This window comes from Plantactinospora sp. WMMB334 (assembly GCF_049179095.1).
Classification (GTDB): domain Bacteria; phylum Actinomycetota; class Actinomycetes; order Mycobacteriales; family Micromonosporaceae; genus Plantactinospora.
The window spans coordinates 1,520,212-1,543,011 of record NZ_JBMHME010000002.1 but is presented as its reverse complement, the minus strand read 5'-3'; the positions used below and the strand labels follow the sequence as shown (position 1 = coordinate 1,543,011).

General features: G+C 73.8%; 20 protein-coding genes. 5 read left to right on the top strand and 15 right to left on the bottom strand.

The genetic code is table 11. The features are described from left to right. Positions 1-93: 93 nt before the first annotated feature. From ACN27G_RS06740 to larE, 4 genes are all read left to right on the top strand, one after another. The gene (locus ACN27G_RS06740; protein WP_421491908.1) at positions 94-1,284 is read left to right on the top strand and encodes a hypothetical protein; all 1,191 of its coding nucleotides are present in this window, start codon (positions 94-96) and stop codon (positions 1,282-1,284) included. Beyond that, positions 1,284-2,762, top strand: coding sequence for an aldehyde dehydrogenase family protein (locus tag ACN27G_RS06735; RefSeq protein WP_421491907.1), 1,479 nt, complete (start codon positions 1,284-1,286; stop codon positions 2,760-2,762). The genes ACN27G_RS06740 and ACN27G_RS06735 overlap by 1 nt, the downstream gene beginning before the upstream one ends. Beyond that, the gene (locus ACN27G_RS06730; RefSeq protein WP_421491906.1) at positions 2,759-3,544 is read left to right on the top strand and encodes an SDR family oxidoreductase; all 786 of its coding nucleotides are present in this window, start codon (positions 2,759-2,761) and stop codon (positions 3,542-3,544) included. Before ACN27G_RS06735 ends, ACN27G_RS06730 begins: the two co-directional genes overlap by 4 nt. 63 nt (positions 3,545-3,607) lie before the next feature. After that, positions 3,608-4,432 carry an ATP-dependent sacrificial sulfur transferase LarE gene (larE, locus tag ACN27G_RS06725; RefSeq protein WP_421491905.1) on the top strand — a complete coding sequence of 275 codons (825 nt, stop codon included), beginning with the start codon at positions 3,608-3,610 and terminating at the stop codon, positions 4,430-4,432. A 94-nt stretch (positions 4,433-4,526) separates the two neighbouring features. Here the strand turns inward: larE and ACN27G_RS06720 are convergent, their stop codons facing one another. The 14 genes from ACN27G_RS06720 to ACN27G_RS06655 all read right to left on the bottom strand — a co-directional run bounded on the left by ACN27G_RS06720 (position 4,527) and on the right by ACN27G_RS06655 (position 19,163). Next, on the bottom strand, positions 4,527-5,117 hold the full coding sequence (locus tag ACN27G_RS06720) for a class I SAM-dependent methyltransferase (RefSeq protein WP_421491904.1): 591 nt from the start codon (positions 5,115-5,117) through the stop codon (positions 4,527-4,529). A gap of 369 nt (positions 5,118-5,486) precedes the next feature. Beyond that, the gene (locus tag ACN27G_RS06715; protein ID WP_421491903.1) at positions 5,487-6,641 is read right to left on the bottom strand and encodes an alanine racemase; all 1,155 of its coding nucleotides are present in this window, start codon (positions 6,639-6,641) and stop codon (positions 5,487-5,489) included. Continuing rightward, positions 6,638-7,465, bottom strand: a complete 828-nt coding sequence (locus ACN27G_RS06710; protein WP_421491902.1) for an amidohydrolase family protein — start codon at positions 7,463-7,465, stop codon at positions 6,638-6,640. Before ACN27G_RS06710 ends, ACN27G_RS06715 begins: the two co-directional genes overlap by 4 nt. Beyond that, positions 7,462-8,340, bottom strand: coding sequence for an IclR family transcriptional regulator (locus tag ACN27G_RS06705; protein WP_421491901.1), 879 nt, complete (start codon positions 8,338-8,340; stop codon positions 7,462-7,464). The genes ACN27G_RS06710 and ACN27G_RS06705 overlap by 4 nt, the downstream gene beginning before the upstream one ends. Then, on the bottom strand, positions 8,325-9,941 hold the full coding sequence (locus ACN27G_RS06700; RefSeq protein ID WP_421491900.1) for an N-acyl-D-amino-acid deacylase family protein: 1,617 nt from the start codon (positions 9,939-9,941) through the stop codon (positions 8,325-8,327). The genes ACN27G_RS06705 and ACN27G_RS06700 overlap by 16 nt, the downstream gene beginning before the upstream one ends. Then, positions 9,941-10,408, bottom strand: a complete 468-nt coding sequence (locus ACN27G_RS06695; protein WP_421491899.1) for a RidA family protein — start codon at positions 10,406-10,408, stop codon at positions 9,941-9,943. The genes ACN27G_RS06700 and ACN27G_RS06695 overlap by 1 nt, the downstream gene beginning before the upstream one ends. Further along, entirely contained in the window at positions 10,405-11,418 is a 1,014-nt protein-coding gene (locus ACN27G_RS06690; RefSeq protein WP_421491898.1) for an ABC transporter ATP-binding protein, read from the bottom strand. Before ACN27G_RS06690 ends, ACN27G_RS06695 begins: the two co-directional genes overlap by 4 nt. Beyond that, positions 11,415-12,647, bottom strand: coding sequence for an ABC transporter ATP-binding protein (locus tag ACN27G_RS06685; protein ID WP_421491897.1), 1,233 nt, complete (start codon positions 12,645-12,647; stop codon positions 11,415-11,417). Before ACN27G_RS06685 ends, ACN27G_RS06690 begins: the two co-directional genes overlap by 4 nt. Further along, on the bottom strand, positions 12,647-13,582 hold the full coding sequence (gene opp4C, locus ACN27G_RS06680; protein ID WP_421491896.1) for an oligopeptide ABC transporter permease: 936 nt from the start codon (positions 13,580-13,582) through the stop codon (positions 12,647-12,649). The genes ACN27G_RS06685 and opp4C overlap by 1 nt, the downstream gene beginning before the upstream one ends. After that, positions 13,579-14,541, bottom strand: coding sequence for an ABC transporter permease (locus ACN27G_RS06675; RefSeq protein ID WP_421491895.1), 963 nt, complete (start codon positions 14,539-14,541; stop codon positions 13,579-13,581). Before ACN27G_RS06675 ends, opp4C begins: the two co-directional genes overlap by 4 nt. A gap of 86 nt (positions 14,542-14,627) precedes the next feature. Then, positions 14,628-16,238: an ABC transporter substrate-binding protein gene (locus ACN27G_RS06670; RefSeq protein ID WP_421491894.1), complete on the bottom strand. Its 1,611-nt coding sequence runs from the start codon at positions 16,236-16,238 to the stop codon at positions 14,628-14,630. Between the two features lie 11 nt (positions 16,239-16,249). Further along, positions 16,250-17,146: a fumarylacetoacetate hydrolase family protein gene (locus ACN27G_RS06665; protein ID WP_421491893.1), complete on the bottom strand. Its 897-nt coding sequence runs from the start codon at positions 17,144-17,146 to the stop codon at positions 16,250-16,252. Next, a complete protein-coding gene (locus tag ACN27G_RS06660; protein ID WP_421491892.1) occupies positions 17,143-18,129 on the bottom strand; it encodes a Gfo/Idh/MocA family protein in 987 nt (328 codons plus the stop codon). The genes ACN27G_RS06665 and ACN27G_RS06660 overlap by 4 nt, the downstream gene beginning before the upstream one ends. Further along, the gene (locus tag ACN27G_RS06655; RefSeq protein WP_421491891.1) at positions 18,126-19,163 is read right to left on the bottom strand and encodes a Gfo/Idh/MocA family protein; all 1,038 of its coding nucleotides are present in this window, start codon (positions 19,161-19,163) and stop codon (positions 18,126-18,128) included. The genes ACN27G_RS06660 and ACN27G_RS06655 overlap by 4 nt, the downstream gene beginning before the upstream one ends. 133 nt (positions 19,164-19,296) lie before the next feature. Between ACN27G_RS06655 and ACN27G_RS06650 the strand changes: the two genes are divergently transcribed. Then, positions 19,297-20,613, top strand: a complete 1,317-nt coding sequence (locus ACN27G_RS06650) for an aspartate aminotransferase family protein (protein WP_421491890.1) — start codon at positions 19,297-19,299, stop codon at positions 20,611-20,613. Between the two features lie 36 nt (positions 20,614-20,649). On the opposite strand, the gene ACN27G_RS06645 is transcribed toward ACN27G_RS06650, so the two are convergent. Next, complete coding sequence (locus ACN27G_RS06645) at positions 20,650-22,749, bottom strand: alpha-galactosidase (protein ID WP_421491889.1); 2,100 nt, start codon at positions 22,747-22,749, stop codon at positions 20,650-20,652. Positions 22,750-22,800 lie beyond the last annotated feature (51 nt).

Sequence of the window (22,800 nt, the reverse complement as noted above, 5' to 3'; positions counted from 1 at the left end):
TGCCCGAGCGGCAGCCCGGCCCGACCGGGCACCAGCCCGGCCCTTCCCGGCGGCACGCCGACGGCGGGGGCCGGCGGAGAGAGGAGGAGCGCGATGACCGCCCGGACCGACGCCGACGAGCTCGGCCTCGCCGCACCGTTCACGGTGGACGAGCTGGTACGCGCCGTGCTGCGCTGGCACTTCGACCCCGCCACCGGTAGCCCGTTCTGGCGGGACATGGCCCGGCGGCTCGACTTCGACCCGCTGCGCGACGTCACCGGCCGGGCCGACCTCGCCCGGTTCCCGGACGTGAGCACCGCGCTGACCCGGGTCGCGGTCGAGGAGCTGGTGCCCCGGGGCTGTGCCGGGGAGCGGCTGCGGGTCTTCGAGTCCGGCGGCACGCTCGGCCCGCCGAAGCGGATCGTCGAGCTCGGCTCCCGGAGACGGGCACTGGACTGGGTCGACTCGGTGCTCCGCCGGCACGGCGACGCCCGGCACACGAGCGACGCCGACCGGGACAGAAACGGTGCCGACCGGACCCGTGGCGGTGCCGACCGGAACGGTGGCGGTGCCGACCGGAACGGTGGTGGCGGCGGGCACTGGCTGCACGTCGGCCCCACCGGGCCGCACATCGTCGGCCGGTCGGTCGGACTGCTCGCCGCCCGGCACGGCGCGACCTGCTGCTACGTCGACTTCGACCCGCGCTGGGTCCGGCGGGTCCTCGCCGACGGCGACCGGGCAACCGCCCGCGCCTACATCGCACACGTGCTGGACCAGGCCGAGGAGGTCCTGCGTACCCAGAACGTGACGGTCATGTTCGCCACCCCACCGGTGATCGAGGCCGCCTGCCGGCGCCGGGAGCTGGAGAAGCTGCTGGTGAAGCGCCTCCGCCTGCTGATCTGGAGCGGCACCAGCATCGGCGACGAGACCCTGCGACTGCTCTCCGAGGAGATCTTCCCCGACATCCCGGTCGTCGGGATCTACGGCAACAGCCTGATGGGGATCGCACCGCAGCGCCCCCGGGCGGCCGACGACGAGCCGGCCTGCGTGTTCCAGCCGTACCACCCGTACGCCCTGGTCGAGGTCGTCGACCCGGAGCGGCCGGAGCGCGCGGTCGGGTACGGCGAGCGGGGCCGGGTCCGGGTCAACCTGCTCACCCGGGACATGTTCCTGCCGGCCGTGCTGGAGCGGGACACCGCGATCCGGGTCGCCCCGGCCGCCGGATACGACGGGGACGGGTTGGCCGGCATCCGGCCGTACACCCCCGCCAAGGCCGGGGGCACGCTGATCGAGGGGGTCTACTGATGTTCGACGTCCCGCTCGACGTACCGCTGATGGTGGCCGGCCGGCCGCGCGGCTCGGCGGACCGGGTCGACCTCGGCACGGTCACCGGTGCGCCGCTGGCCGGGGTCGCCCAGGCACCGCCGTTGCTGGCCCGGCGGCTGCTGGACCGGTTGGCCGGGCTCCCGGCACCCCTGCCGGGTGCCGAGGCGCTCGCCCGGGCCGGTGACCTGTTCGCCGGAAGCGTCCTCGCCGGGGAGAGCCCCGAGCAGTACCGCGAGCGGTTCGCCCTGGCCACCGGGATCCCGGTGGGCGTGGCGGCGCGGGCCGCCGACGAGCTCCGCACGCTCTGCGCGGCCCTGCCGGAACTGGTCGCCGCCGACCTCGCGGTGCGCACGGAGGTGACCGCAGGGGTACGGGCGACAACCCGCCGCCTGCCGCGCGGCGGCACCCTGGCCGTGGTGGCGCCGAGCAACCACCCGGCGACGCACGGATCGTGGCTGCGGGCCCTCGGGTACGGGCTGCGCGTCGCCGTCCGCCCCGGTGCCCGTGACCCGTTCACCCCGGTCCGGCTGGCCCACGCCCTTGCCGAGGCGTACGACGCGCCACCGCCGCTGCTGGTACTGCCCGGCCCGCACGCCACCGCCGAGTGCCTGACCGAGGAGGCGGACCTCGCCGTGGTGTACGGCGGCGAGGCGGCCACCGCCGGATACGCGCACCGCCGCAACGTGGCCGTACGGGGACCCGGGCGCAGCAAGGCGCTGCTGGCCGGCCCGCTGACCGAGGACCGGCTCGACGTCCTCGCGCGCGCGGTCGCCGGGGACGCCGGCATCCGCTGCACGAACATCTCCGCCGTCCTCACCGACCAGCCGGTGGACGAGGTCGCCGCCGCCCTCGGCGGGCGGCTGGCGAAGCTGCCGGTGCATCCGCCGACCGACCCGGGCGCGGTGCTGCCGGTGCGGCCGGTCGCGGAGGCCATCGCGCTCGCCTGCGCGGTCGAGCGGCTCGCCCAGCAGGCCCGCCGCTATCCGGAACACCCGCCGTTCGCGGAGTTGGGGGACGGGTCGGCGACGCTCACCGGCACGGTTCTCGCCGTCGACGACGCCCGGCACCCGGCGGTCGGGGTGGAGCAGCCCTTCCCCTTCGCGGTGGTCGCGCCGTGGCGGCCGGCCGACGGGGTGGCGCCGCTGCGCCACTCGCTGGCGCTGCTGCTCCTCGGTGACGTCGAGGATCTCGCCGAGCCGGCCGCCGCCACCCCGTCGGTCCACAAGGTCCTGCTGGGGGCGGTGCCGCCCTGGTGGAGCACGCCGTCCCTGCCGCACGAGGGCCATCTCGCGGACTTCCTGCTGGAGGCCCGGACACTGGTCACGGCAGAGCCCGGAAGGCCGGCAACCGTGGAGCGCGGGACGCCGGCAACCGTGGAGCGCGGGACGTCGGCAACCGTGGAGCGCGGGACGCCGGCCACCGCCGGGCCGGGGACGCCGACCGGGAGCCGGCCGTGACCGGCCGCACCGTCCCGCCGCCGACCTCGGCCGACGTCCGGCCGCGGGAGCGCGCCGGGCCGGCCGGCGGTGCCGGCGGGCGGATCCGGTACGCGCTGGTGACCGGCGCCTCCGGCGACATCGGGCGGGCGGTGCTACGCCGGCTGGCCGGCGACGGCGCCCGGATCGTGGCGCACTGCCACCGGGGCGACCTCGATCCCGATGTCGAGGTCGACCGGCTGGTCCGGGCCGACCTGCTCGCACCCGGCGGGGCCGGTACGCTGCTCGACGCCCTGCCCGCCGACTGGCCCGGCCTCGACCTGCTGGTCAACTGCGTCGGCGGGGCCCGGCCGCGTGCCTTCGTGGACCTCGACGAGGACGAGTGGGAGGCATGTCTCGCCGTCAACGTGACCGTCCCGTTCCGGACGATCCGGGCCGCCGTCGGGCCGCTGTCCCGGGTCGGCGGCGCGGTGGTGAACCTCAGCAGCGTCGCCGCGCTGACCGGCGGCGCGTTCGGTCCGCACTATGCGGCGGCCAAGGCCGCGCTGATCGGCCTGACCCGCTCCGCCGCCCGTGAACTCGGCCGCCTCGGCATCCGGGTGAACGTGGTCGCACCCGGACCCGTCGACTCCCGGATGACCGCCTCGCTGACCGGGGCGCAGCTGACCGCGCTGCTCGACGCGACCGCTTTGGGGCGGGTGGTCCGGCCCGAGGAGATAGCCGACACGGTCGCCTGGCTCGCCGGGGCTCCGGCGATCACCGGTCAGACCGTCGTCGTCGACGGCGGCCGCTGCTTCGTCTGACACCAGGCGCGGCGCCGCCCGACGTCGGGGCGCGGCGCCGCCCCGACAGCACCAGGAGGGGAAATGACGACACCCGACCCCGTCACCGCCGGGCTCGACCGGTTGCGGGACCGGTTGCGCGCCGAACGGCGGCTGCTCGTCGCGTACTCCGGTGGTGCCGACTCGGGGCTGCTCGCCGCCGTCGCCGCCGAGCTCCTCGGCGACCGGGCCGTCGCGGTCACCGCCGTCTCCCCGAGCCTCGCCGGAGCGGAGCGGGTCGCGGCCCGGGAGTTCTGCCGCCGGTACGGGATTGCCCACCTGGAGCTGGCCACCGACGAGCTGGACCGGCCCGAGTACGTGCGCAACGGCGGCGACCGGTGTTTCCACTGCAAGTCGGCGCTGTTCGACGCCGTGACGCCGCTCGCCGCGCTCACCGGCGCGACCGTCGCGCTCGGCACCAACCTCGACGACCTCGGTGAGCACCGCCCCGGGCAGGTCGCGGCGGCCCGGCGGGGCGTGGCCACCCCGCTGGTCGACGCCGGGCTGACCAAGCGGCTGGTCCGGGAGGTCAGTCGCCGCCTCGGGCTGGTCAGCGCGGACAAGCCGGCGATGCCCTGCCTCGCCTCCCGGATCGCCTACGGCGAGCCGGTGACCCCCGAACTCCTCGGCCGGGTGGAGGCGGCCGAGGACGCGCTCCGCCGGCTCGGCTTCCCGGTCTGCCGGGTACGGTCGCACGCCGGCGGCACCGTGGCCCGGGTCGAGCTTCCGGTGGCGCGCCTGCCCGACGCCGTGGCGTCGGCGCCGCGGATCGACGCCGTGGTGCGCGCCGCCGGCTTCGACTTCTGCGCGCTCGACCTCGGCGGTTTCGCCAGCGGCCGGCTGAACGTGCTGTTGCCGGGTCGGCGGTAGCGGCCGGGAAGGCGGTGACGACCCGTGCGAAGGCGACGTGCCGGGGCATGCTTCCGCGCCGGGGCGAAGCGCCGGGTGGCCGGTCGTAGAACTCTCAGCGTGACGGCGTGGCGGTGACGCAGGTGAGCACCCGGCCCTGTCCACGAACGTCCATCGACCTGCTGGTGGCGAAGCCGTGGTCGCGGAGCAGCCGCTCGGTCGAGGTGAGGTTGGCCATCGGATGCCCGGAGGGCGGCCGCTCGCCGAAGACGTAGAGCCGCCCCTCGGGGGCCAGCAGGTTCCGCATCCGGTCGATGTGCCGTGCGGCGGCGCCCAGCCAGAACAGGTTGACGTTCACCGCGAAGATCTTGGTGAAGTAACGGTCGGGGAGGCCGACCGACTCGAACTCGGCGCACCGGATCTCGGCCCTGCCCGACCTGATGTGGCTCGCGTTACGTTCGGCCGCGAGCCGCGCCATCGTCGCCGCGCGGTCGATCGCGACGATCCGGCCGGTGCCGAGCCGGCCGGCGACCAGCGACACGGCCACGCCACGACCGCATCCGATCTCCAACAGGTGGTCGTGGGGTGCGACGCGCATCGTCTCCACCGCCCAACGCTGCCGGTAGGTGGCCGCCGAAGCCTGCGCCGACGCGTCCGGCAGTGGGGCAGGGTGCTCGGCGACGAGATCCGGCTCGCGGGTCGACACAGCGCATCTCACCGCGTCACTCACCCGACCAACTTCCGCTCACACACCCCATTGCACCTCCCTGGGCGGCCGGATGCACCGTGCCGTCGGTCACGATTCGACACGAGCCGGCATTCCCGCAGCACAGCGCCGCGGCGGCCGAGCGGACGCGGGCGAGAGGGGGTCCGGTTCGGCACCGACCCCGCGGCGGCCCACCGCCTTCGGACGTACGTACCGCACCGGCGGGAACGCTGGGCGTAGGGATTCCCCCGGTTCAGGGGTGGAAACCGGCTTGGGCCGGCCGCCCCCGGCCGACTGGAGCGAATCCCCCGCCCGAGGTGCCCGGGACACCCCGTCGGCACCGTGAAGGGCGGCGCGACGACGGCCCGATCAGTGCCGGGCGACGACCGCCCAGCGCCGGACGGCGGTCTCCCCGTCGACCAGGTACATGCCGCTCCACATGTTCACCGTGCCGCAGACGTGGTTGGGCACGATCCGGACCAGGTCACCGACGCGCAGCCCGGTCGTGCCGGGCCCGGTGAGGAAGCCGTGCTCCTCGTTGGCCGTCCCGAAGTCGATGTCCGGGGTGACGACGCCGAAGCCGTTGCCGGCGACCGACCCGTCGGAACTCATCGCCTTCACCCCGGCGTCGATGATGACCGTGCCGTCGGCGCGCACCCGGGTCACCCGGCTGAGCACGGTCAGCGCGCAGCGCTCCGGGTCGGCGCTGCCCAGGGCCACCTGGTTGGCGTCGAAGAAGACGTAGCTGCCCGCCCTGGCCTCGGTCACGCCGGGCACCTCGGGTGTCGAGGTCGCCCCGGGGGTCGAGCCGACCGAGACGACCCGGCACGGATGGCCGGCCGTGCGGAGCGCGGCGGCGAGGTCGGCCATGGTCTCGCCGGCCCGCCGGCCCGCCGCCTCCAGAGCGGCCCGGTCGCCGACGTGCCGGGCCAGGTGCCCCTCGTGGGTGAAGATGCCGCGCAGGTGCAGGCCGGGCAGCCGGGCCAGCTCGGCCGCGAGCGCGGCGACCTCCTCCGGCGGTACGCCGGCCCGGCCGTGCCCGGTGTCCACCTCGATCAGGTACGGCAGGATGACCCCGGCCGCCGCCGCGGCCTCGGAGAGCGGGACGGCCACGGCGGTGGAGTCCAGCGCGACGGTCAGCCCGTCCCCGGCGTACGGGCGGTCCCCGCTCTCCGGGCGGTCCGTCCGGCGGCGCTGCCCGACCGCTGCCCGGACGGCGAACGCGACCTTGGCCGGGCCGACCGGGGCGTGCGCCCAGAGCAGGTCTCCGAGGCCGGCCTCCTGGAGCGCGGTCACCTCCGCCGGGGTCGAGCAGGTGAACCCGATCGCACCGGCGGCGAGCTGGGCACGCGCGATCTCCAGGCATTTCGAGGTCTTGAAGTGCGGCCGGAGTGCGACACCGGTCCGGGCGGCCCGGCCGGCCGCGTCGGCGATGTTGCGGGTCATCCGCTCCTCGTCGACCAGGAGGGCCGGGGTCGGCAGCGCGGTAAGCGGGGCGGGCAGCGGGACGTCGTACGCCGTCACCGCAGGCCCAGACGGTCTCGTGGGTCGCTGTCGAGCAGGTGCTCGACCGTCTCGGCCCGGATCGACGGCAGGCCGGCCGGCTTCATCGCCGCGAGTTCCCGGAGACCGGTGACGGCCTGCTCCGGCGTCCACATCGGATAGTCGGAGCCGAAGAGGAGCTTCTCCACCACGTCCCATTCCTGCGCCCGGACCAGCGCCCGGAACCCGTCGTACGGGCGGGCCCAGGCCGCCGAGATGTCGGCGAAGACGTTGCGGTTCTTGCGCAGCGTCACGATCGTCTCGCGCTGCCACGGATGGCCGAGGTGGGCGATGATCTGCCGGAGCTCGGGATGCCGGCGGGCCACCTCGTCCACGACCAGCGGGTTGCTCACCGACAGGTCCCCCGCCGGGCTGGGCGTGGCGCCCATGTGCCAGAGCAGCACCAGGCCGTGCCCGGCGGCCGCCCGGTAGAAGGCGTCGTAGCGGGCGTCCCGGGGGTCGAAGAGGGCGAGCACCGGATAGAGCTTGATGCCGCGCAGCCCGCGCGCCACCCCGTCGGCGAGCTGCTCCAGCACGTCCGGATCGGTCGGGTCCAGCGACATGAAGCCGACGGTCTCGGTCCGGGTCCGCGCGCAGAACTCCTCGACGAACTCGTTCGGGGTGGCGACTCCGGCGGCGGTGGCGCGCAGGCCGAAGACGAACGCCGCCCTGACCGGCCTCATCATCCGGTCGTACTCGTCCGGGTCGATGTCGTCGTACGGCCTGCCGTACACCGGCTGCCAGTGCTCCGTCCACTCACAGCCCCAGTGCTCGGCCAGCAGACAGTGGGTATGCACGTCGATCATGTGGCGCTCGGGCCCTCTCCGTGGGACAGCAGGGATCGGTGCAGCATCTGGAGCGCGGCCACCACGTCGACGTCCGCCGCCATCCGGTCCGCCGCCGCGCGTAGCTGGTCGAGATAGGTCTCGTGCCGGTCCGGGGCGAGCTCGGCGCTCGGCCCGGAGACGCTTATCGCGGCGATCGCCGCCTCCTGCACCGGCACGGGTACCGCCAGGCAGCGCACACCCACGCTGCCCTCGTTGTCGTCGTAGGCGTAGCCGCGCCGGGCGGTCCGGACCAGCTCCCGGCGCATCTCGTCCCCGGTGGTGATCGTGGTGTCGGTCCGCCGGGTGTACGGCTCGACCGCCGGCAGGTGCTCGGCGAGCCGCTGCTCGGGGAGCGCCGCCAGCAGCGTCTTGCCCAGCGCCGTGCAGTAGCTGTCGTCCCGGGAGCCGGTGTGCGCCATGAACCGGATCGGGCGGGACGGCTCCTCCACGCAGACGTGCAGCACCTGCGTGCCGTCGAGCAGGCCGAGGTTGGCCGTGTAGCCGCTGACGGCGGCGAGGTCCCGCAGGTAGGGGCCGGCGACCACGGAGAGGTCCAGCGCGCCGACGTAGGCGGTGGAGAGCCGGAGGACCTTGTGGCCCAGCCGGAACGCCGGCCGCTCGTCCACCCGCACCACGAACTCCTCCTCGGCGAGGACGGCGAGCAGCCGGATCAGGGTGCTCTTCGGAAGTCCCGTCCGCTGGTGCATCTCGATCAGGGTCATCGGCTGCGGACCCTCGGCGAGCAGCTCGAGTAGGGCCAGCCCACGGGTGAGCGCGTGGGCGTGGTAGTTCGTGGACGCGGGCTTCGCGTCGTCCAATGTCCCCCGAGGTGCCACCTTCACGGTACGCGGCATGACTCCACCTTCCGATCGTTGCGACGGCGCAGCACCGCACCGGGGCGTGCGCCAGTGTGGCGGCCCTCGTCGACGACGACACTCCCCTCGACGACCACCAACCGGATCCCGTTCGGATAACGCTGCGGCTCGTCGAATGTCGCCCGGTCGCGTACGGAGTCCGCGTCGAACGCCACCAGGTCGGCCACCATGCCCCGTGCTATCACGCCACGGTCGTCGATGCCTATCCGGCTCGCGGGCCGGGACGTGCACTTCGCCACCGCGTCGGCCAGGTCGAGGATGCCGGTGCGGACGTACTCGGCGAGGATCCGCGGGTAGGTGCCGTAGGAACGGGGGTGCGGCATCCCGATCCCGGTCGGGCCCTCCGGGTCGAGCGCGTAGCCGTCCGAGCCGACCACGGCGAGCGGGTGGGTCAGGACCGCGACGAGATCGTCGTGATCGCGACCGAAGGCCACCATCCCCACGTCGTTGTCGTACTCGACCAGCAGGTCCATCACCACGTCGGCGCCGGGCCGGCCGGCCTGCTCCGCCAGCCCGGCGACGCTGCGACCGACGACGCCCTCCGGCCCGCCGACCGGTATCCGGGAGATCACGATCTCGTCCCAGCCGAGCGGGTGCCCGGCGAGTTCGGCCCGGATCCGGTCCCGGACGCCGCTGTCGCGCAGCCGGCCGAGCATGGCCGGCCCGCCGCCCTCCTGGGCCCAGCCGGGGATCAGCTGGTAGAGGCTGGTGTTGCCGGCGAGATAGGGATAGATGTCCACCCCGACGTCCAGGCCCCGGCCGGCGGCGGCGTCGACCAGCTCGAGGGCCCGGGCCGCCGCGCCCCGGTTGCGGCGCCCGACCGAGACGAGGTGGGAGATCTGGGTACGGCAGCCGGCCCGCTCCCCCACCCGCAGCGCCTGCGCCACCGAGTCGAGCAGGTCGTCGGCGTAGTCCCGCAGGTGCCAGGCGAACACCCCGTCGGACTCCGCGACCACCCGGCCCAGGTCGACCAGTTCGTGCTCGTCGGCGTAGCGGGCGGGGGCGTAGACCAGCCCGGTGGAGAGCCCGACGGCACCGGCGGCGAGAGCCTCGGCGAGCAGGCCACGCATCCGGTCCAGCTCGGCCGGGGTGGCGGGTCGGTCGGCGTGACCCACCGCCGCGGCACGCAGCGGCAGGTGCCCGACGAGGGCGGCGACGTGCAGGCTGGTCCGGGCCGCCGCGAGAGTGTCGAGGTAGGCGTCGAAGTCCCGCCAGGTCCAGCAGACCGAGGGGTCGAGGTCGAGATGGTTGATTGCGGCACGCAGCCGACCCCGGTCGACGCCGTCCGGCAGCGGTGCCGGGCCCAGCCCGCAGTTGCCGACGACCTCGGTGGTCACGCCCTGCCGTACCTTGCTCTGGGCCCCCGCGCCGGAGAGCAGGGTGAGGTCGGAGTGGGCGTGCACGTCGACGAAGCCGGGGCAGAGCACCAGCCCGGTCACGTCGACGGTGCGCCGCGCCGACGCCCCGGCCAGCGGCTCCACCGCGACGATCCGCCCGTCGACGACCCCGACGTCACCGCCGCGCTCCGGCCCACCGGTGCCGTCGACGATCCGCCCGCCGGTGAGCAGCAGGTCGAACATCAGGCCGCGACCCGGAACGTCGCCTCGACCTCGACGGCGCTGCCCAGCGGCAGCGCGGCCACCCCGATGGCGGCCCGGGCGTGCCGTCCCCGGTCGTCGCCGAGCGCGGCCAGGAAGAGCGCGCTGGCGCCGTGCGCCACCAGGTGCTGGTCGGTGAAGGCCGGGTCGCTGGCGACGTAGACGGTGACCTTGGTGGTCTGGGCGATCCGGTCCAGCGACCCGATCTCGGCGGCCACCGCGTCGAGGACGTTGCGGGCGCACTGCCAGGCGCACCGCTGCGCCGTGCCGAGGTCGACCTCGGCACCGACCCGCCCGGTGGCGAGCAGGTCGCCGTCCCGGACGGCGACCTGGCCGGAGGCGACGAGCGTGTCACCGTCCCGGCGCACCGCCAGCACGGCCGGGGGCGGCGGGTCGAGCGGCGGCGGCCCGGCGGGAACGTCGAGCGGTCGGGCGCTGGCGCGGGTCATGGGCGGGCCTCCTGTGCGGTCACCGGTTGCGGGCCGAGCTCGGGAAAGTGGCAGGCGCTGGGGTGCCCGACGTCGAGCCGGTCGGCCAGCGCCGGGTCCTCGCGGGCGCAGACCTCCTGCGCCTTCCAGCAGCGGGTACGGAACCGGCAGCCGGAGGGCGGGTCGACCGGGCTCGGCACGTCGCCGGTGAGCACGATCCGGCCCCGGTCGCCGCGCTGGTCGGGGTGGGAGACCGGCACCGCCGAGAGCAGTGCCTGGGTGTACGGGTGGGTCGGCCGGTCGAAGACGTCCGACCGGCTGCCGATCTCCACGATCCTGCCGAGGTACATCACCGCGACCCGGTCGCAGATGTGTCGGACCACCGACAGGTCGTGGGAGATGAACAGGTACGCCAGGTCCAGCTCGCGTTGCAGGTCGGCGAGCTGGTTGACCACCTGGGCCTGGATCGACACGTCGAGGGCGGAGACCGGCTCGTCGAGGACCAGCACCCTGGGGTCGAGCGCGAGTGCCCGGGCGATGCCGATGCGCTGGCGCTGGCCGCCGGAGAACTCGTGCGCGTACCGGTTGGCGTGCTCGGGGGCCAACCCCACCAGGTCGAGCAGCTCGGCGACGCGCCGACGGCCGCCGGTGGCGTACCGGCGGTTGACCCGCAGCGGCTCGGCGACGATGTCGTGCACGGTCATCCGGGGTGACAGCGACGAGTAGGGATCCTGGAAGACGATCTGGATCTCGGCGCGGAGCCGGCGCAGCCGCGCCGCGGGCAGCCGGGCGATGTCGTCGCCCCGGTACACGATCCGGCCGGCGGTGGGGTCGAGCAGCCGGACCACCAGGCGGCCGGTGGTGCTCTTGCCGCAGCCGGACTCGCCGACCAGCCCGAGCGTGCGGCCCCGGACGAGTCCGAAGTCGACGCCGTCGACGGCGCGGACCAGGCCGACCTGGCGGCGCAGCAGGCCGGCGCGGACCGGGATGTGCTTGACCAGCCCTTCGACCCGCAGGATCTCCTCGCTCACGATCCGGCCTCCCGCTCCGCCTCGGTGTGGCCGGCCCGCTCCGGGACCAGCTCGGCTCCGGCGACCTCGCCGTCTCCCGCGACCTCGCCGTCTCCCGCGACCTCGCCGTCTCCCGCGACCTCGCCGTCTCCCGCGACCTCGCCGTCTCCCGCGATCACGTCGTCTCCCGCGATCACGTCGTCTCCCGGGGCGGGGTCGTGTCCCGGGGCGAGTTCGTGGTGGAAGTGGCAGGCGCTGCGGTGCCCGGCGCCGACCTCGTGGTGCGCCGGGCGCTCGGTGCGGCAACGCTCCCGCCCGCGGGACAGGGCGCAGCGCGGATGGAACGGGCAGCCGCCGGGCGGGTCGAGCAGGCTCGGCGGGCTGCCCGGGATCGGCCGCAGCCGGCCGCCCTCCGCACCGAGCGTGGGCCTGCTGCTCATCAGGCCGACCGTGTACGGGTGCCGGGGCGCGGTGAAGATGGTCCGCACGTCACCCTCCTCGACGACGCGTCCGGCGTACATCACCACGACGCGGTCGGCGAGTTCGGCGATCACGCCGAGATCGTGGGTGATCAGGATGGTGGCGCTGCCGGTGCTCCGCCGCGCCGTCCGCAACAGCCGCAGTACCTGCGCCTGGATGGTGACGTCGAGCGCGGTGGTCGGCTCGTCGGCGATGATCAGGAGGGGGTCGTTGGCGATCGCCATCGCGATCATGGCGCGCTGCCGCATCCCGCCGGAGTACTCGTGCGGGTACTGCCGGAACCTCGTCCGGGGGTGGGGGACCCCGACCAGGGTGAGCAGCTCCACGGCGCGGTCGCGGGCCGCCGCCCTGGACAGGCCGGGCCGGTGCAGCCGGAGCGCCTCGACGATCTGCCCACCCACCGGGATCACCGGATTGAGCGCGGTCATCGGATCCTGGAAGATCATGCCGATCTCGCCGCCCCGGATCGACCGCAGCTGTTCCGCGGAGACCGTACGCAGGTCGCGGCCCCGGAACCGGATGGCGCCACCGACGATCCGGCCCGGCCGGCGGACGAGTCCGAGCACCGACATCGCGGTGACGCTCTTGCCGGATCCGGACTCCCCCACCACCCCGAGAACCTCGCCCGGATACACCCGCAGGCCGACCCCGTCGACGGCCCGGACGGTGCCGTCCTCGGTGCCGAACTCCACGCAGAGGCCGTCGACGTCGAGCAGCGGCCCGTCGACCGTGCCGGTGCCGGCGGTCACGCCCTCGGCCGGTGTCGTCATCAGCGGGCACCTCCACCGGTACGCGGGTCGACGGCGTCCCGCAGCCCGTCGCCGACGAAGTTGACGGCGAGCACGGTCACCGCGATCGCGATGCCCGGCGGCAGCCACAGCCAGGGCATGGTCCGGATCAGCGTCAGGTTCTGCGCGTCGTTGAGCATGTTGCCCCAGCTTGCCTGGGGTGGCTGCACCCCGAGGCCGAGGAAGGAGAGCGCGGCCTCACCGAGCACGGTCGAGGCGACGAGCAGCGTGGCCACCACGCTGAGCGGGGCCAGCGCCGCCGGTACCACGTGGCGCAGCAGCACCCAGCCCGTGCCGGCACCGGCGGCCCGGGCCGCCGCGATGTACTCCTGCTCGCGCAGCGAGAGCACCAGGCCGCGGACCACCCGGGCAGCCGTGGGCCAGTTCGTCGCGCCCATCACCACGACCAGCATGGTGACGCTGGGGCCGAGGATCCCGGCGAGGACCACGACCACGATGATGGCCGGGAAGGAGAGCACGATGTCGGTGGTCCGCATCAGCAGCGCGTCCGGCCAACCGCCGAGCAGCCCGGCGACCGCGCCGACGAAGAGTCCGATGGTGACGGCGACGAGCGAGGCGAGCAGGCCCACCGCGAGCGACACCCGCCCGGCGTGGAGCAGGCGGGTCAGCACATCCCGTCCGGAGGAGTCGGTGCCGAGCAGGTGCTCCGGGCCCGGCCCCTGCCGGAACGCGTCGAGGTCCACCGCGGTCGGCTCGTAGGGGGTGAGCAGCGGCGCCGCCACCGAGGCGAGGATCACCACGGCGAGCAGGACCGCGCCGACGACGGCGAGCCGGTTGCGGGTGAACCGGCGCAGCGCGAGCCGGGCGGGTGACCGGTGCCGGACCGCCCGGTGCACCGCCGGTACGGGTGGCGCCACCTCGGGCGGCGCCACCGGGGTACGGTCGACGGCCGTCAACCCAGCCTCACTCTCGGGTCGGCGACCGCGTAGAGCAGGTCGGCGGCCAGGTTGCAGGCGAGCACCAGCAGCGAGATGTAGAGGGCGAAGCCGACGATCACCGGATAGTCGAGTTGGCTGATCGAGCTGACCACGAGCTGGCCCATGCCGGGCCAGGCGAAGACCTGCTCGACCACCACGGCGCCGCCGAGCATCTGCGGGATGTAGATCATCAGTACCGTGATCAGCGGGATCAACGAGTTGCGCAGCGCGTGCCGGACGACGACCCGGCGGGGTGTCGCGCCCTTCGCCTCGGCGGTACGGGCGTAGTCGGCCCCCAACTCGCCGATGAGACCGCTGCGCACGTACCGGGTCAGCGGCCCGGCCATGGAGAGTCCCAGGATCCCGGCGGGGAGCACGAGGTGCCGCAGGATGTCCCCGCCTCCACCGCCGGAGCCCGGGGTGGACATCCCGGCCGAGGGGAGCACGCCCAGGGTCAGCGCGAAGACGTAGATGGCGGCGATGCCGAGGAAGAAGGTCGGCACCGAGATGGTGAAGAGGCTGAGCAGGGTCGCCGAGTAGTCGACGAGCGAGTTGCGGCGTACCGCCGCGACGGTGCCGACGACCAGCCCGAGCAGCAGCCCGATCAGCAGGGCGGTGCCCATCAGCAGCACCGTCGGGCCGAGCCGTTCGGTGAGCACCTCGGTCACCGGTCGCCGGCTGACGTACGAGGTGCCCAGGTCGCCGGTGACCGCCCGCTTCAGCCAGGTCGCGTACTGCACCGGCAACGGCTGGTCCAGGCCGAGTTCGGCGCGCTTGCGGGCGATGAACTCCTCGCCGCCGCTCTGCATCTGCACCGGGTCGACCATCACCTGGATCGGGTCACCCGGTGCGGCCCGCACCAGGACGAAGACGCCGATGCTGATGGCGACGAAGACCAGCACGTTGACCAGCAGTCGCCGCACGATGAACGCGCCCACTCCACCTCACCTCCTGATGAGTTCGTCGCGCCGGGCGACGCCCCCGCCGTGGCCGGCCGGGGCGTCGCCGGTTCGGCGGCCGGTGGTCAGCCGGAGAGCGACCACTTCTGGACATTCCAGAACACGAGGGTGAACTCACCGTGCCCGGTGAAGCCCGTGAGCCGTTTGTCGTGCGCCCAGTTGGTGTCCGGGGCGTAGGCCCAGAAATAGCTGGCCAGTTCGTTCTCCCGCCGGGTGGCCTGCTGGTAGAGCTGGTCGCGTTCTGCCTCGTCCGACTCGGCGGCGGCCTGGCCGAGCAGGGTGTCGACCTGCCTGTCGCAGAAGCGCGGGACGTTGCCGCTCTTGGGGGCGAAGGCGTCGCAGGCCAGCACCGGATAGGCCGACGAGCCGTCGACCGTGTAGAGGCCGCCGCCGAAGAGGGTCACGTCGAACTCGCCACTGGTGTGCATCTCGCCGATCTGGGCCGCCTGGACCTGCTTGAGTTCGGTCCTGATGCCCACGGCGCTGAGCTGGCTCTGCGCCAGGGTCACGAACTCGTCCCGGTCGCGGGTGCCGGGGATCCAGGCGAGGGTGACCGGCTTGCTGCCGTCCCAGCCGGCCTCGGCGAGCAACGCCCGGGCCCGGTCCGGGTCGTACGGGTAGGTGTTGAGGTCGGAGGGCACGAACCGGCCCTGGAGCACCGAGTTGGGCAGTTGGGCGAGGCCGCCGAGTGACTTCTCGACGAACGACCTGCGGTCGACGGCGTGCAGGAACGCCTGCCGCACCCGGGGATCGGCGAAACGCTGCTGGGTCTGGTTGAGCGCGAGCCGCACGAAACCGGCGGCCTTGTTGGAGACCAGGGTCAGATTCTGCTGGTCCCGGACGGTCGGGGCGTCGGTGGCGGAGATCTGCGCCAGGTCCAGCTCACCGGTGCCGAGCTGCGCGGTCGCCACGTCGGAGGTGACCGGCTTCAGGAAGATCTTCTTGATCTGCACCGGCTCCCGGAAGTTCGGGTTCGCCGTCAGCGACACGTACTGGTCGGTGCGGTACTCCACGAAGGTGTACGGGCCCATCCCGGCGGTCGGTTTCGACCAGAACTCGTGGTCCTTGATCGCGTCGAGCGGCACGCTGCCGAGCACGTGCTCGGGCACGATGTAGGCGTACGCCCCGCCGCCGATCGTGGAGAGGAAGCCGCGGTCCGGGCCGGTCAGCTTCACCACGAAGGTGGAGTCGTCCGGTGCGGTGAACCCGCTGGCGGTCTCCGTCCTGCCGGCGTTGAGGTCCGCGGCACCCACCACCGTGGCGAGCCGCCCCGCCATCCCCTCGCTGAGCTTCGCGTTGGCCAGCAGGTTGTAGGTGAAGAGGACGTCCTTCGAGGTGAACGGCTTGCCGTCACTCCACTTCAGGCCCTGCCGGAGGTGGAACGTGTAGGTGGTGCCGTCCGGGGAGATCTCCCAGCGTTCGGCGAGCCGGGGCTCGTACCGGTACTGGTCGTTCACCGAGACGAGGTTGTCGAAGACCAGCGACATCACCTGCCCGTCCGGACCGCCGAAGGCGTCGAGCGGGCTGAACCGCTTCGGCTTCTGGTAGAGGTAGACGTCGAGGGTGTCGGCGGCGGAGCCCTCCGCGTTCTCGCCCGCCGTCGGGTCGGAGCAGGCCGCGGCACCGAGGGCCAGCGCGGCCACCAGCAGTAACGATGTTCCCAAGCGTCTGGACATATCGTCTCCTTCTATGGCTGGGAAATGCCGGGTCGCGCGGCGGCGACGATCCGGTTGGTGAGCGAACCGAGCCCCTCGACACGCACCGTCATCTCGTCGCCGACGGCGAGGAACTCACCGGTGGTGGCGCCGACCCCGGCCGGGGTGCCGGTCATCAGCACGTCGCCCGGTTCGAGCGTCATCAGTCGCGAGGCGAACGAGACAAGCTCCGCGACGCTGAAGATCATGTCCTTGGTGGAGCCGCGCTGCCGGGTCACGCCGTTGACCGTCAACTCGATCGTCAGGTCCTGCGGATCACCGATCTCGTCGGCGGTGACCAGCCAGGGCCCGTACGGGGCGAAGCCGTCGAGCCACTTGCCGGCGAGCCAGTCGAAGAAGGTGACGGCGGCGTCCCGGTCACGCGCGAACCCGTACCGCATGGAGCGGGCCGAGACGTCGTTGGCCACGCAGTAGCCGGCGACCGCGTCGAGCGCGGTCCCGACCGGGACGTCCCGGGCCACCCGGCCGATCACCACGCCGAGTTCGGCCTCCCAGTCGATCTCGTCGCTGACCGCCGGCATCGGGATCGGCGCGTCCGGTCCGACGATCGCGGTCGGCGGCATCAGGAAGAGCCGCGGGGCGAGGGTCGACCTGTCCAGCGGCGGCGCGCCGGACTCGGTCACGTGGTCCTGGTAGTTCGCGGCGACGCCGAGCAGCTTGCCGGGCCGGAGCAGCGGCGCCAGCACCTCGACCTCGGCCAACGGATACCGCTGCCCGGCCGGCCAGCCGGCGGGCCGGTCGCTGCCGGCGAGTGTGCCGGTGCCGAGCAGGGTGGAGAGGTCGCCGTCGCCCAGTTCGCCGACGGTCCGGTCGTCGGCGAGCCAGCCGTGCCGGACGGCGCCCGCCCGGCGGTAGGTGAGCAGCTTCACGCGGGTACCTCCAGGGAGACGGGTGCTCCGGTACGGATCGATTCGGCGGCGGCCTCGAGTACGGCGGCGGCGGCGCGGGCGTCGGTCGCGTCGACGGCCGCCCGGGTGCCGGTCGAGACCGCCCGGTGCAGGTCGTCGACGAGCGCGGCCACGCTCTCCGGGGCGAACCAGGACGGCCGCCGGCCCGCCGCCGATCGCAGCGTCATCGGCGGCCGGGCGGCGTCCACCACCAGTACGCCGTGCGACCCGCTGAGCCGGTAGCGGTGCGCGGCCATCGCCTCTCCCGGAATCTCCTGGACCCGGCCGACGGTGAGGGTGCTGGTCATGCCCCGCCGGTGGCGCAGGCAGAGCACGGCGGGACCGGTGCCGTGCGCCGGTGCGTACACCTCGGTCACCGGCAGCGCGGTCATGGCGCGGACGGCGTCGACGACGTACCCGCCGAAGTTGGTCAGCTCGCCGAGCGGGCACGGGTCGCCGCCGGCCACCAGGAAGTCGGCCTGGACGTTCCACGGCAGGCCGATCCGGCCGGCCGCCACGGCCGCGCCGGCCGCCCGGATCGCCGGATGCAGCCGCTGGTGGTGCGCGGGCAGGCAGAGCAGTCCGGTCTCGGCCGCCACGGCGGCGACGGCGTCGCACTCGGCGGTGGTCGACGCCATCGGCTTGTCCACCAGGACGTGCCGGCCGGCCCGCAGCGCCGCCGTCACCGCGCCGACCCGGGCCGGCAGCGGTACGCAGACACTGACCACCTCCGCCGCCACCCGGTCCAGCGCGGCGGCGAGGTCGTCGTGGTACGGCACCCCGAGCTGGGCGGCGGCGTTCTGGGAGCGCCGCCGGTCGGGGTCGCCGGTCGACTCCGCGTCGGTGACGCCGACGACGGTGAATCCCGGGTGCGCGGTGAAGGCCGGGGCGTACATCTGCGCCTGGTGGTCCTGGCTGCCCGGCCCGGCGTACCCGGCCAGCAGCACCCGTAGCGGCCGGCTCATCGACCCGCCTCCGCGAGGACGTCGGCGACCGCCACCGGCCGGCCGCTGGCGACGGAGCGCTCGGCGGCCACCCCGAGGGCGACGGCCAGGGCTCCCTCGGCACCGCCGACCGGGGGTGGCGACACGCCCCGGACGGCGTCGATCCAGGCCCCGAACTGCCGGGCGAAGCCGTTGCCGCCGGGGATCGGGGCATTGCCCGGGCCGCGCTCGTCGATCAGCAGGTTGGCCTCGCCGTCCCACGGCACCGTCAGGGTGCCGGTGCTGCCCTGCACCAGCACGTCCCGGTAGGAGAGTGCCTGCGGCCGGTGGCCCCTGCTCATCTCGCAGATCGCCAGGGCGTCGTCGGCGTACCGGACCACCATCTCCAGGTAGTCGTAGATCTCCAGCTCGGCCGAGGTCTGCCGGGCGCCCCGGGCGTAGACGCTGACCGGGGACCGGCCGATCCACCAGGTGACCAGATCGAGCAGGTGCACGCCGTTGTGCAGGGCGTGCCCGCCGCTGCGTACCGGGTCGAGGTTCCAGCCGCGCCAGTCCGGCCAGATCCAGCCGCCGAGGACGGCCAGCCGGACGAGCTGCGGGCGGCCCACGGCACCGGCGGCGATCTGGTCGCGCACGTGGCGGCCGTAGTCGTAGAAGCGGTGCGTGTGCGCCACCATCAGCACGGTGCCGGCCCGCTCGTACGCCCGCACCACCCCGGCGGCCTGGGCCGCCGTGACGGCCAGGGGTTTCTCGACGAGCAGGTGCCGGCCGGCGGCCGCGACCCGCAGCGCTATCTCGGCATGGCTGGCGTTCGGCGTGCAGACCACCGCCGCGTCCACTCCCGGCCAGTCCAGCGCGGTGCCGAGGTCGGTCGTCCAGCGGACGCCGCCGTTGCCCCGGGCGGCGGCCACGGCCCGACCGGCGTCGACGTCCACGACGCCGACGAGGTGGGCGTCGGTCCGGCCGTGCAGTGCCGCGAGGTGCTGATCGGCGATGAACCCGGTGCCCACCACGACGACGCCGACCGGCGCCACGTTGGACGAGTCGGATGTCATGGAATGAGATTCCATGGTCGGCCATCCTGAGCCGCACACCCTGCGCTGTCAAGACCATCATTCACCTTGTTGACATGGAACGCCACCACTCCTAGCGTCGCCGTGAAATCGCATTCCACGTTTGGACGGTTCCATGCCAGCCAGCTCTGCCAAGCCCACCGGTCGCCGGTGGCACGAGGCCGCGTCGTCGGTCATCCCCGGCGGCGTCAACTCCGCGACCCGGTTCGTCGGCCCGCCGTACGCGCTGACCGACGCCTCCGGTGCCTACGTCACCGACGCCGACGGCCAGCGTTACCTCGACTACCACGCGGCGTTCGGCGCGATCCTGCTCGGACACAACGCGCCCGAGGTGAACGGCGCGGTACGCGACGCGCTCGGCGGGATCGACCTGACCGGAATCGGCGTCACCGAGCCCGAGATCGCGCTCGCCGAACTCGTCACCGAGCTGATCCCGTCGGCCGAGCAGATGGTCGCCGCCGTCAGCGGCAGCGAGGCGACCGCACAGGCGATCCGGCTCGCCCGGGCGGTCACCGGCCGGCGGATGGTCGTCAAGTTCCAGGGTGGCTTCCACGGCTGGCACGACGCCGTGGCCCGCAACGTCATCTCCACCCCCGAGCTTGCGTACGGCCGGGACCCGCTCTCCGCCGGCATCCTCGACGAGGCACTCGACGCCACGCTGATCGCCGAGTTCAACGACCTCGACTCGGTGCGCGTGCTCCACGAGGCGTATCCGGAGGAGATCGCCGCCGTCATCCTCGAACCGATCCCGCACAACGTCGGCGCCCTGGTGCCGACCCCGGAATTCGTCACCGGGCTGCGGGCGCTCACCGCCGAGCAGGGCTCACTGCTCGTCTTCGACGAAGTGATCACCGGTTTCCGGCACGCCCTCGGCGGCTACCAGCAGGTCTGCGGGGTGCGGCCGGACCTCACCACCTTCGGCAAGGCGATGGCCAACGGCTACCCGATGGCCGGCCTGGCCGGGCCCCGGGAGCTGATGGAGCGGTTCAGCTCGGCGGGCGGGGACGTGTTGCTCGCGGGCACCTACAACGGCCACCCGATCTGCGCCGCGGCGGCGATCGCCACCATGACGTACCTGCGCGACCATCCCGACTTCTACCGCCGGACCCACCGGCTAGGCGACCGGATGCGCAGCGGTCTCGCCGGGATCCTCGACGAGCTGGACGTGCCGGGCACGGTCACCGGGTTCGGCGGCGTCTTCGTGGTCTACTTCCTCGACGGCCCGGTGACCGGCTATCGCGACCTGCTGCGCAACGACCACGAGGCGTACGTCACCTTCCACCGCCGGATGACCGAGGCCGGTTTCCTGATGCTGCCGATGAGTCTCAAGCGCAACCACATCTCGGCGGCGCACACCGAAGAGGACGTCGACCGCACGCTGGAGGCCGCCCGGGACGTCCTCAAGGGGATGCGCGCCGACGCCATCGTCTGACCGCCTCCGCCGGCCGCCGGCTCAGCGGGGGCCGGCTCAGCGGGGTCGGTGGTCCGTGCGGCGCAGCACGATCAACTCGCTGGCGTGGTCGCCGGCGAGTGCGACCGGTAGCCCGTGGTACCGCAGGAACGCGCCGCTGTAGCGGCGACCGGTGGCCGGGTCCTCGTAGCCGGCGGCCTCGTCGAGCCCGCGCAGGCGTACCGGACGGTCCTGGGTGTTCTGCCGGACGGCCCGGGCGAAGACGAAGATCGCGACCTGGGCGCCGTCGGCCGCGACGTAGCAGAGCGCGAAGCGCTCGCCGTGGCGCGGCGAGCCCAGCCGGTGCAGCCGGCCGAGCTGCACCGTCTCCCTGATCTCCTTGTACTGCGCGACGTACCCGGCCGCCTCCGCCCGTTCCCGCGGCGACCAGGCGGTCAGGTTGCCGCCGACGCCCAGCATGCCGGTCATCGCGACGTGGAAGCGGAACCGCAGCGGGACGGACCGGCGGGTGAGATGGCCGGGCGAGTCCGTGACCCAGCAGGACATGGTCTGCGGCGAGTGGACGAAGGCGTAGCCCTCCTGGATGTCCAGCCGCTCCAGGGCGTCGGTGTTGTCGCTGGGCCAGGCGAGCTCGAAGCGGGCCAGGCTGGCCAGGTCGGCCCGGCCGCCGCCGGAGGCGCAGGTCTCCAGCCAGAGCCCGGGATGGGCCTCGCGGAGCCGGTCGACCACCTCGTGGAAGCCGGCGACGTGGTCCAGCCAGACGGTGCCCTCGCCGCGACTGCCCTGGTCGACCAGGGAGCGGTTCAGGTCCCACTTGAGGAAGTCGACGCCCGCCTCCCGGACGAGGTGGTCCAGGGTCTCCACCGCCCACTCCCGGACGGCGGGCAGACCGAAGTCCAGGCCGTAGCTCTCCCGGATCCGGTGTGGCTCCCGGTCCGGCCAGCGGTAGATCCAGTCCGGGTGGTTGCGGAACAGCTCGCTCGCCGGGCTGACCGACTCCGGCTCGACCCAGACGCCGAACCGCATGCCCTGCTCGCGTACGGCGGCCGAGAGCCGGGCCAGCCCGTCGGGCAGCTTGGCCGGGTCGGCCGACCAGTCCCCCAGTCCCGCGCCCTCGCCGGTCCGGCCGACGAACCAGCCGTCGTCCACCACGAACAGCTCCACGCCGAGCCCGGCGGCCTGGCGGGCGAGGTCGACCTGGTCGTCGTGCCGGACGTCGAAGAAGGTGGCCTCCCAGGAGTTGTAGAGCACCGGGCGCAACTCGTCGGGCCGGGGTAGCACGTGCTCGCGCTCGTACCGGTGCCAGCGCGCGGTCAGCTCGTCGTAGCCGTCCGGGGCGTACACGCCGACCGTCTCCGGCAGGACCGCCCGGGCACCCGGCGCCAACTCGTGCCGCAGGTCGAAGTCGTTCAGTCCCGCCACGACGTGCACCCGCCCGTCGCCGCTGAGCTCCGCGACGAGCTTCCACGAGCCGCTGTGCGCCACGGCGATGCTCCACACCTCGCCGTGCTCCTCCCCCGCGCCCCCGTCCACGGCGAGCCACGGCTGGTGGGCGTGGCCGGGAATGCCACGGCGGGACTCGAGCACCAGGCGCCCCGGGACGAGGTCGCCACGGGTCACCCGGGACTCCGCGGCGTACCCACCGGAGAGCGTCGTGACCCGGGGCCGCTCCTGCCACGGCAGCACCCAGCCGGCGGAGCCGGCGCGGTCCAGGACCAGCGGCTCCTCCCCCGCGTTGGTCACCTCCAGCCAGCGGCACAGGGCCGACCCGCGTACCTCGTAGTACAGGGTGACCGCCAGGGGACGATGCCGGTCGCGCAGCCGGACGGCGAGCCGGTCGCCGGTCGCGTCGGCTCCCTGGTAGGCGAGGTCCAGGGCGCGTACGCCGTCCCGGAACTCCACCTTGAGCACGCACTCGTCGAACCGGGTGCCGCCGTGCACGACCAGTTCCTCGGTGTGTGCCCGGGGCCGCGACCAGGTGTTGGAGCCGAGCCGGGTCGCCGGGTCGGCGATCGCGGCGAGGTCGTCCGGGCCGATCGGGCCGCCCCAGTGCAGGTGGCGCAGTGGGGTGCCCGCCCGGTCGACCGCGAACGCGTAGCTGAATCCCCCGCCGGTCAGCAGGAAGCATCCGGTCGGCCCGTCCCACTCGATCGCCACCCGTCAGATCGAATGTGAAGCGACGTTCCATGTCAACGGCCCTCGGCCACG

Excerpts from the sequence above, each read along its gene's own strand:
- ACN27G_RS06740 (WP_421491908.1), top strand. The coding sequence starts at position 94 with ATGACCGCCCGGACCGACGCCGACGAGCTCGGCCTCGCCGCACCGTTC.
- ACN27G_RS06735 (WP_421491907.1), top strand. The coding sequence starts at position 1,284 with ATGTTCGACGTCCCGCTCGACGTACCGCTGATGGTGGCCGGCCGGCCG.
- larE (WP_421491905.1), top strand. The coding sequence starts at position 3,608 with ATGACGACACCCGACCCCGTCACCGCCGGGCTCGACCGGTTGCGGGAC.
- ACN27G_RS06710 (WP_421491902.1), bottom strand. The coding sequence starts at position 7,465 with ATGATCGACGTGCATACCCACTGTCTGCTGGCCGAGCACTGGGGCTGT.
- ACN27G_RS06705 (WP_421491901.1), bottom strand. The coding sequence starts at position 8,340 with ATGCCGCGTACCGTGAAGGTGGCACCTCGGGGGACATTGGACGACGCG.
- ACN27G_RS06700 (WP_421491900.1), bottom strand. The coding sequence starts at position 9,941 with ATGTTCGACCTGCTGCTCACCGGCGGGCGGATCGTCGACGGCACCGGT.
- ACN27G_RS06695 (WP_421491899.1), bottom strand. The coding sequence starts at position 10,408 with ATGACCCGCGCCAGCGCCCGACCGCTCGACGTTCCCGCCGGGCCGCCG.
- ACN27G_RS06685 (WP_421491897.1), bottom strand. The coding sequence starts at position 12,647 with ATGACGACACCGGCCGAGGGCGTGACCGCCGGCACCGGCACGGTCGAC.
- ACN27G_RS06670 (WP_421491894.1), bottom strand. The coding sequence starts at position 16,238 with ATGTCCAGACGCTTGGGAACATCGTTACTGCTGGTGGCCGCGCTGGCC.
- ACN27G_RS06660 (WP_421491892.1), bottom strand. The coding sequence starts at position 18,129 with ATGAGCCGGCCGCTACGGGTGCTGCTGGCCGGGTACGCCGGGCCGGGC.
- ACN27G_RS06655 (WP_421491891.1), bottom strand. The coding sequence starts at position 19,163 with ATGACATCCGACTCGTCCAACGTGGCGCCGGTCGGCGTCGTCGTGGTG.
- ACN27G_RS06650 (WP_421491890.1), top strand. The coding sequence starts at position 19,297 with ATGCCAGCCAGCTCTGCCAAGCCCACCGGTCGCCGGTGGCACGAGGCC.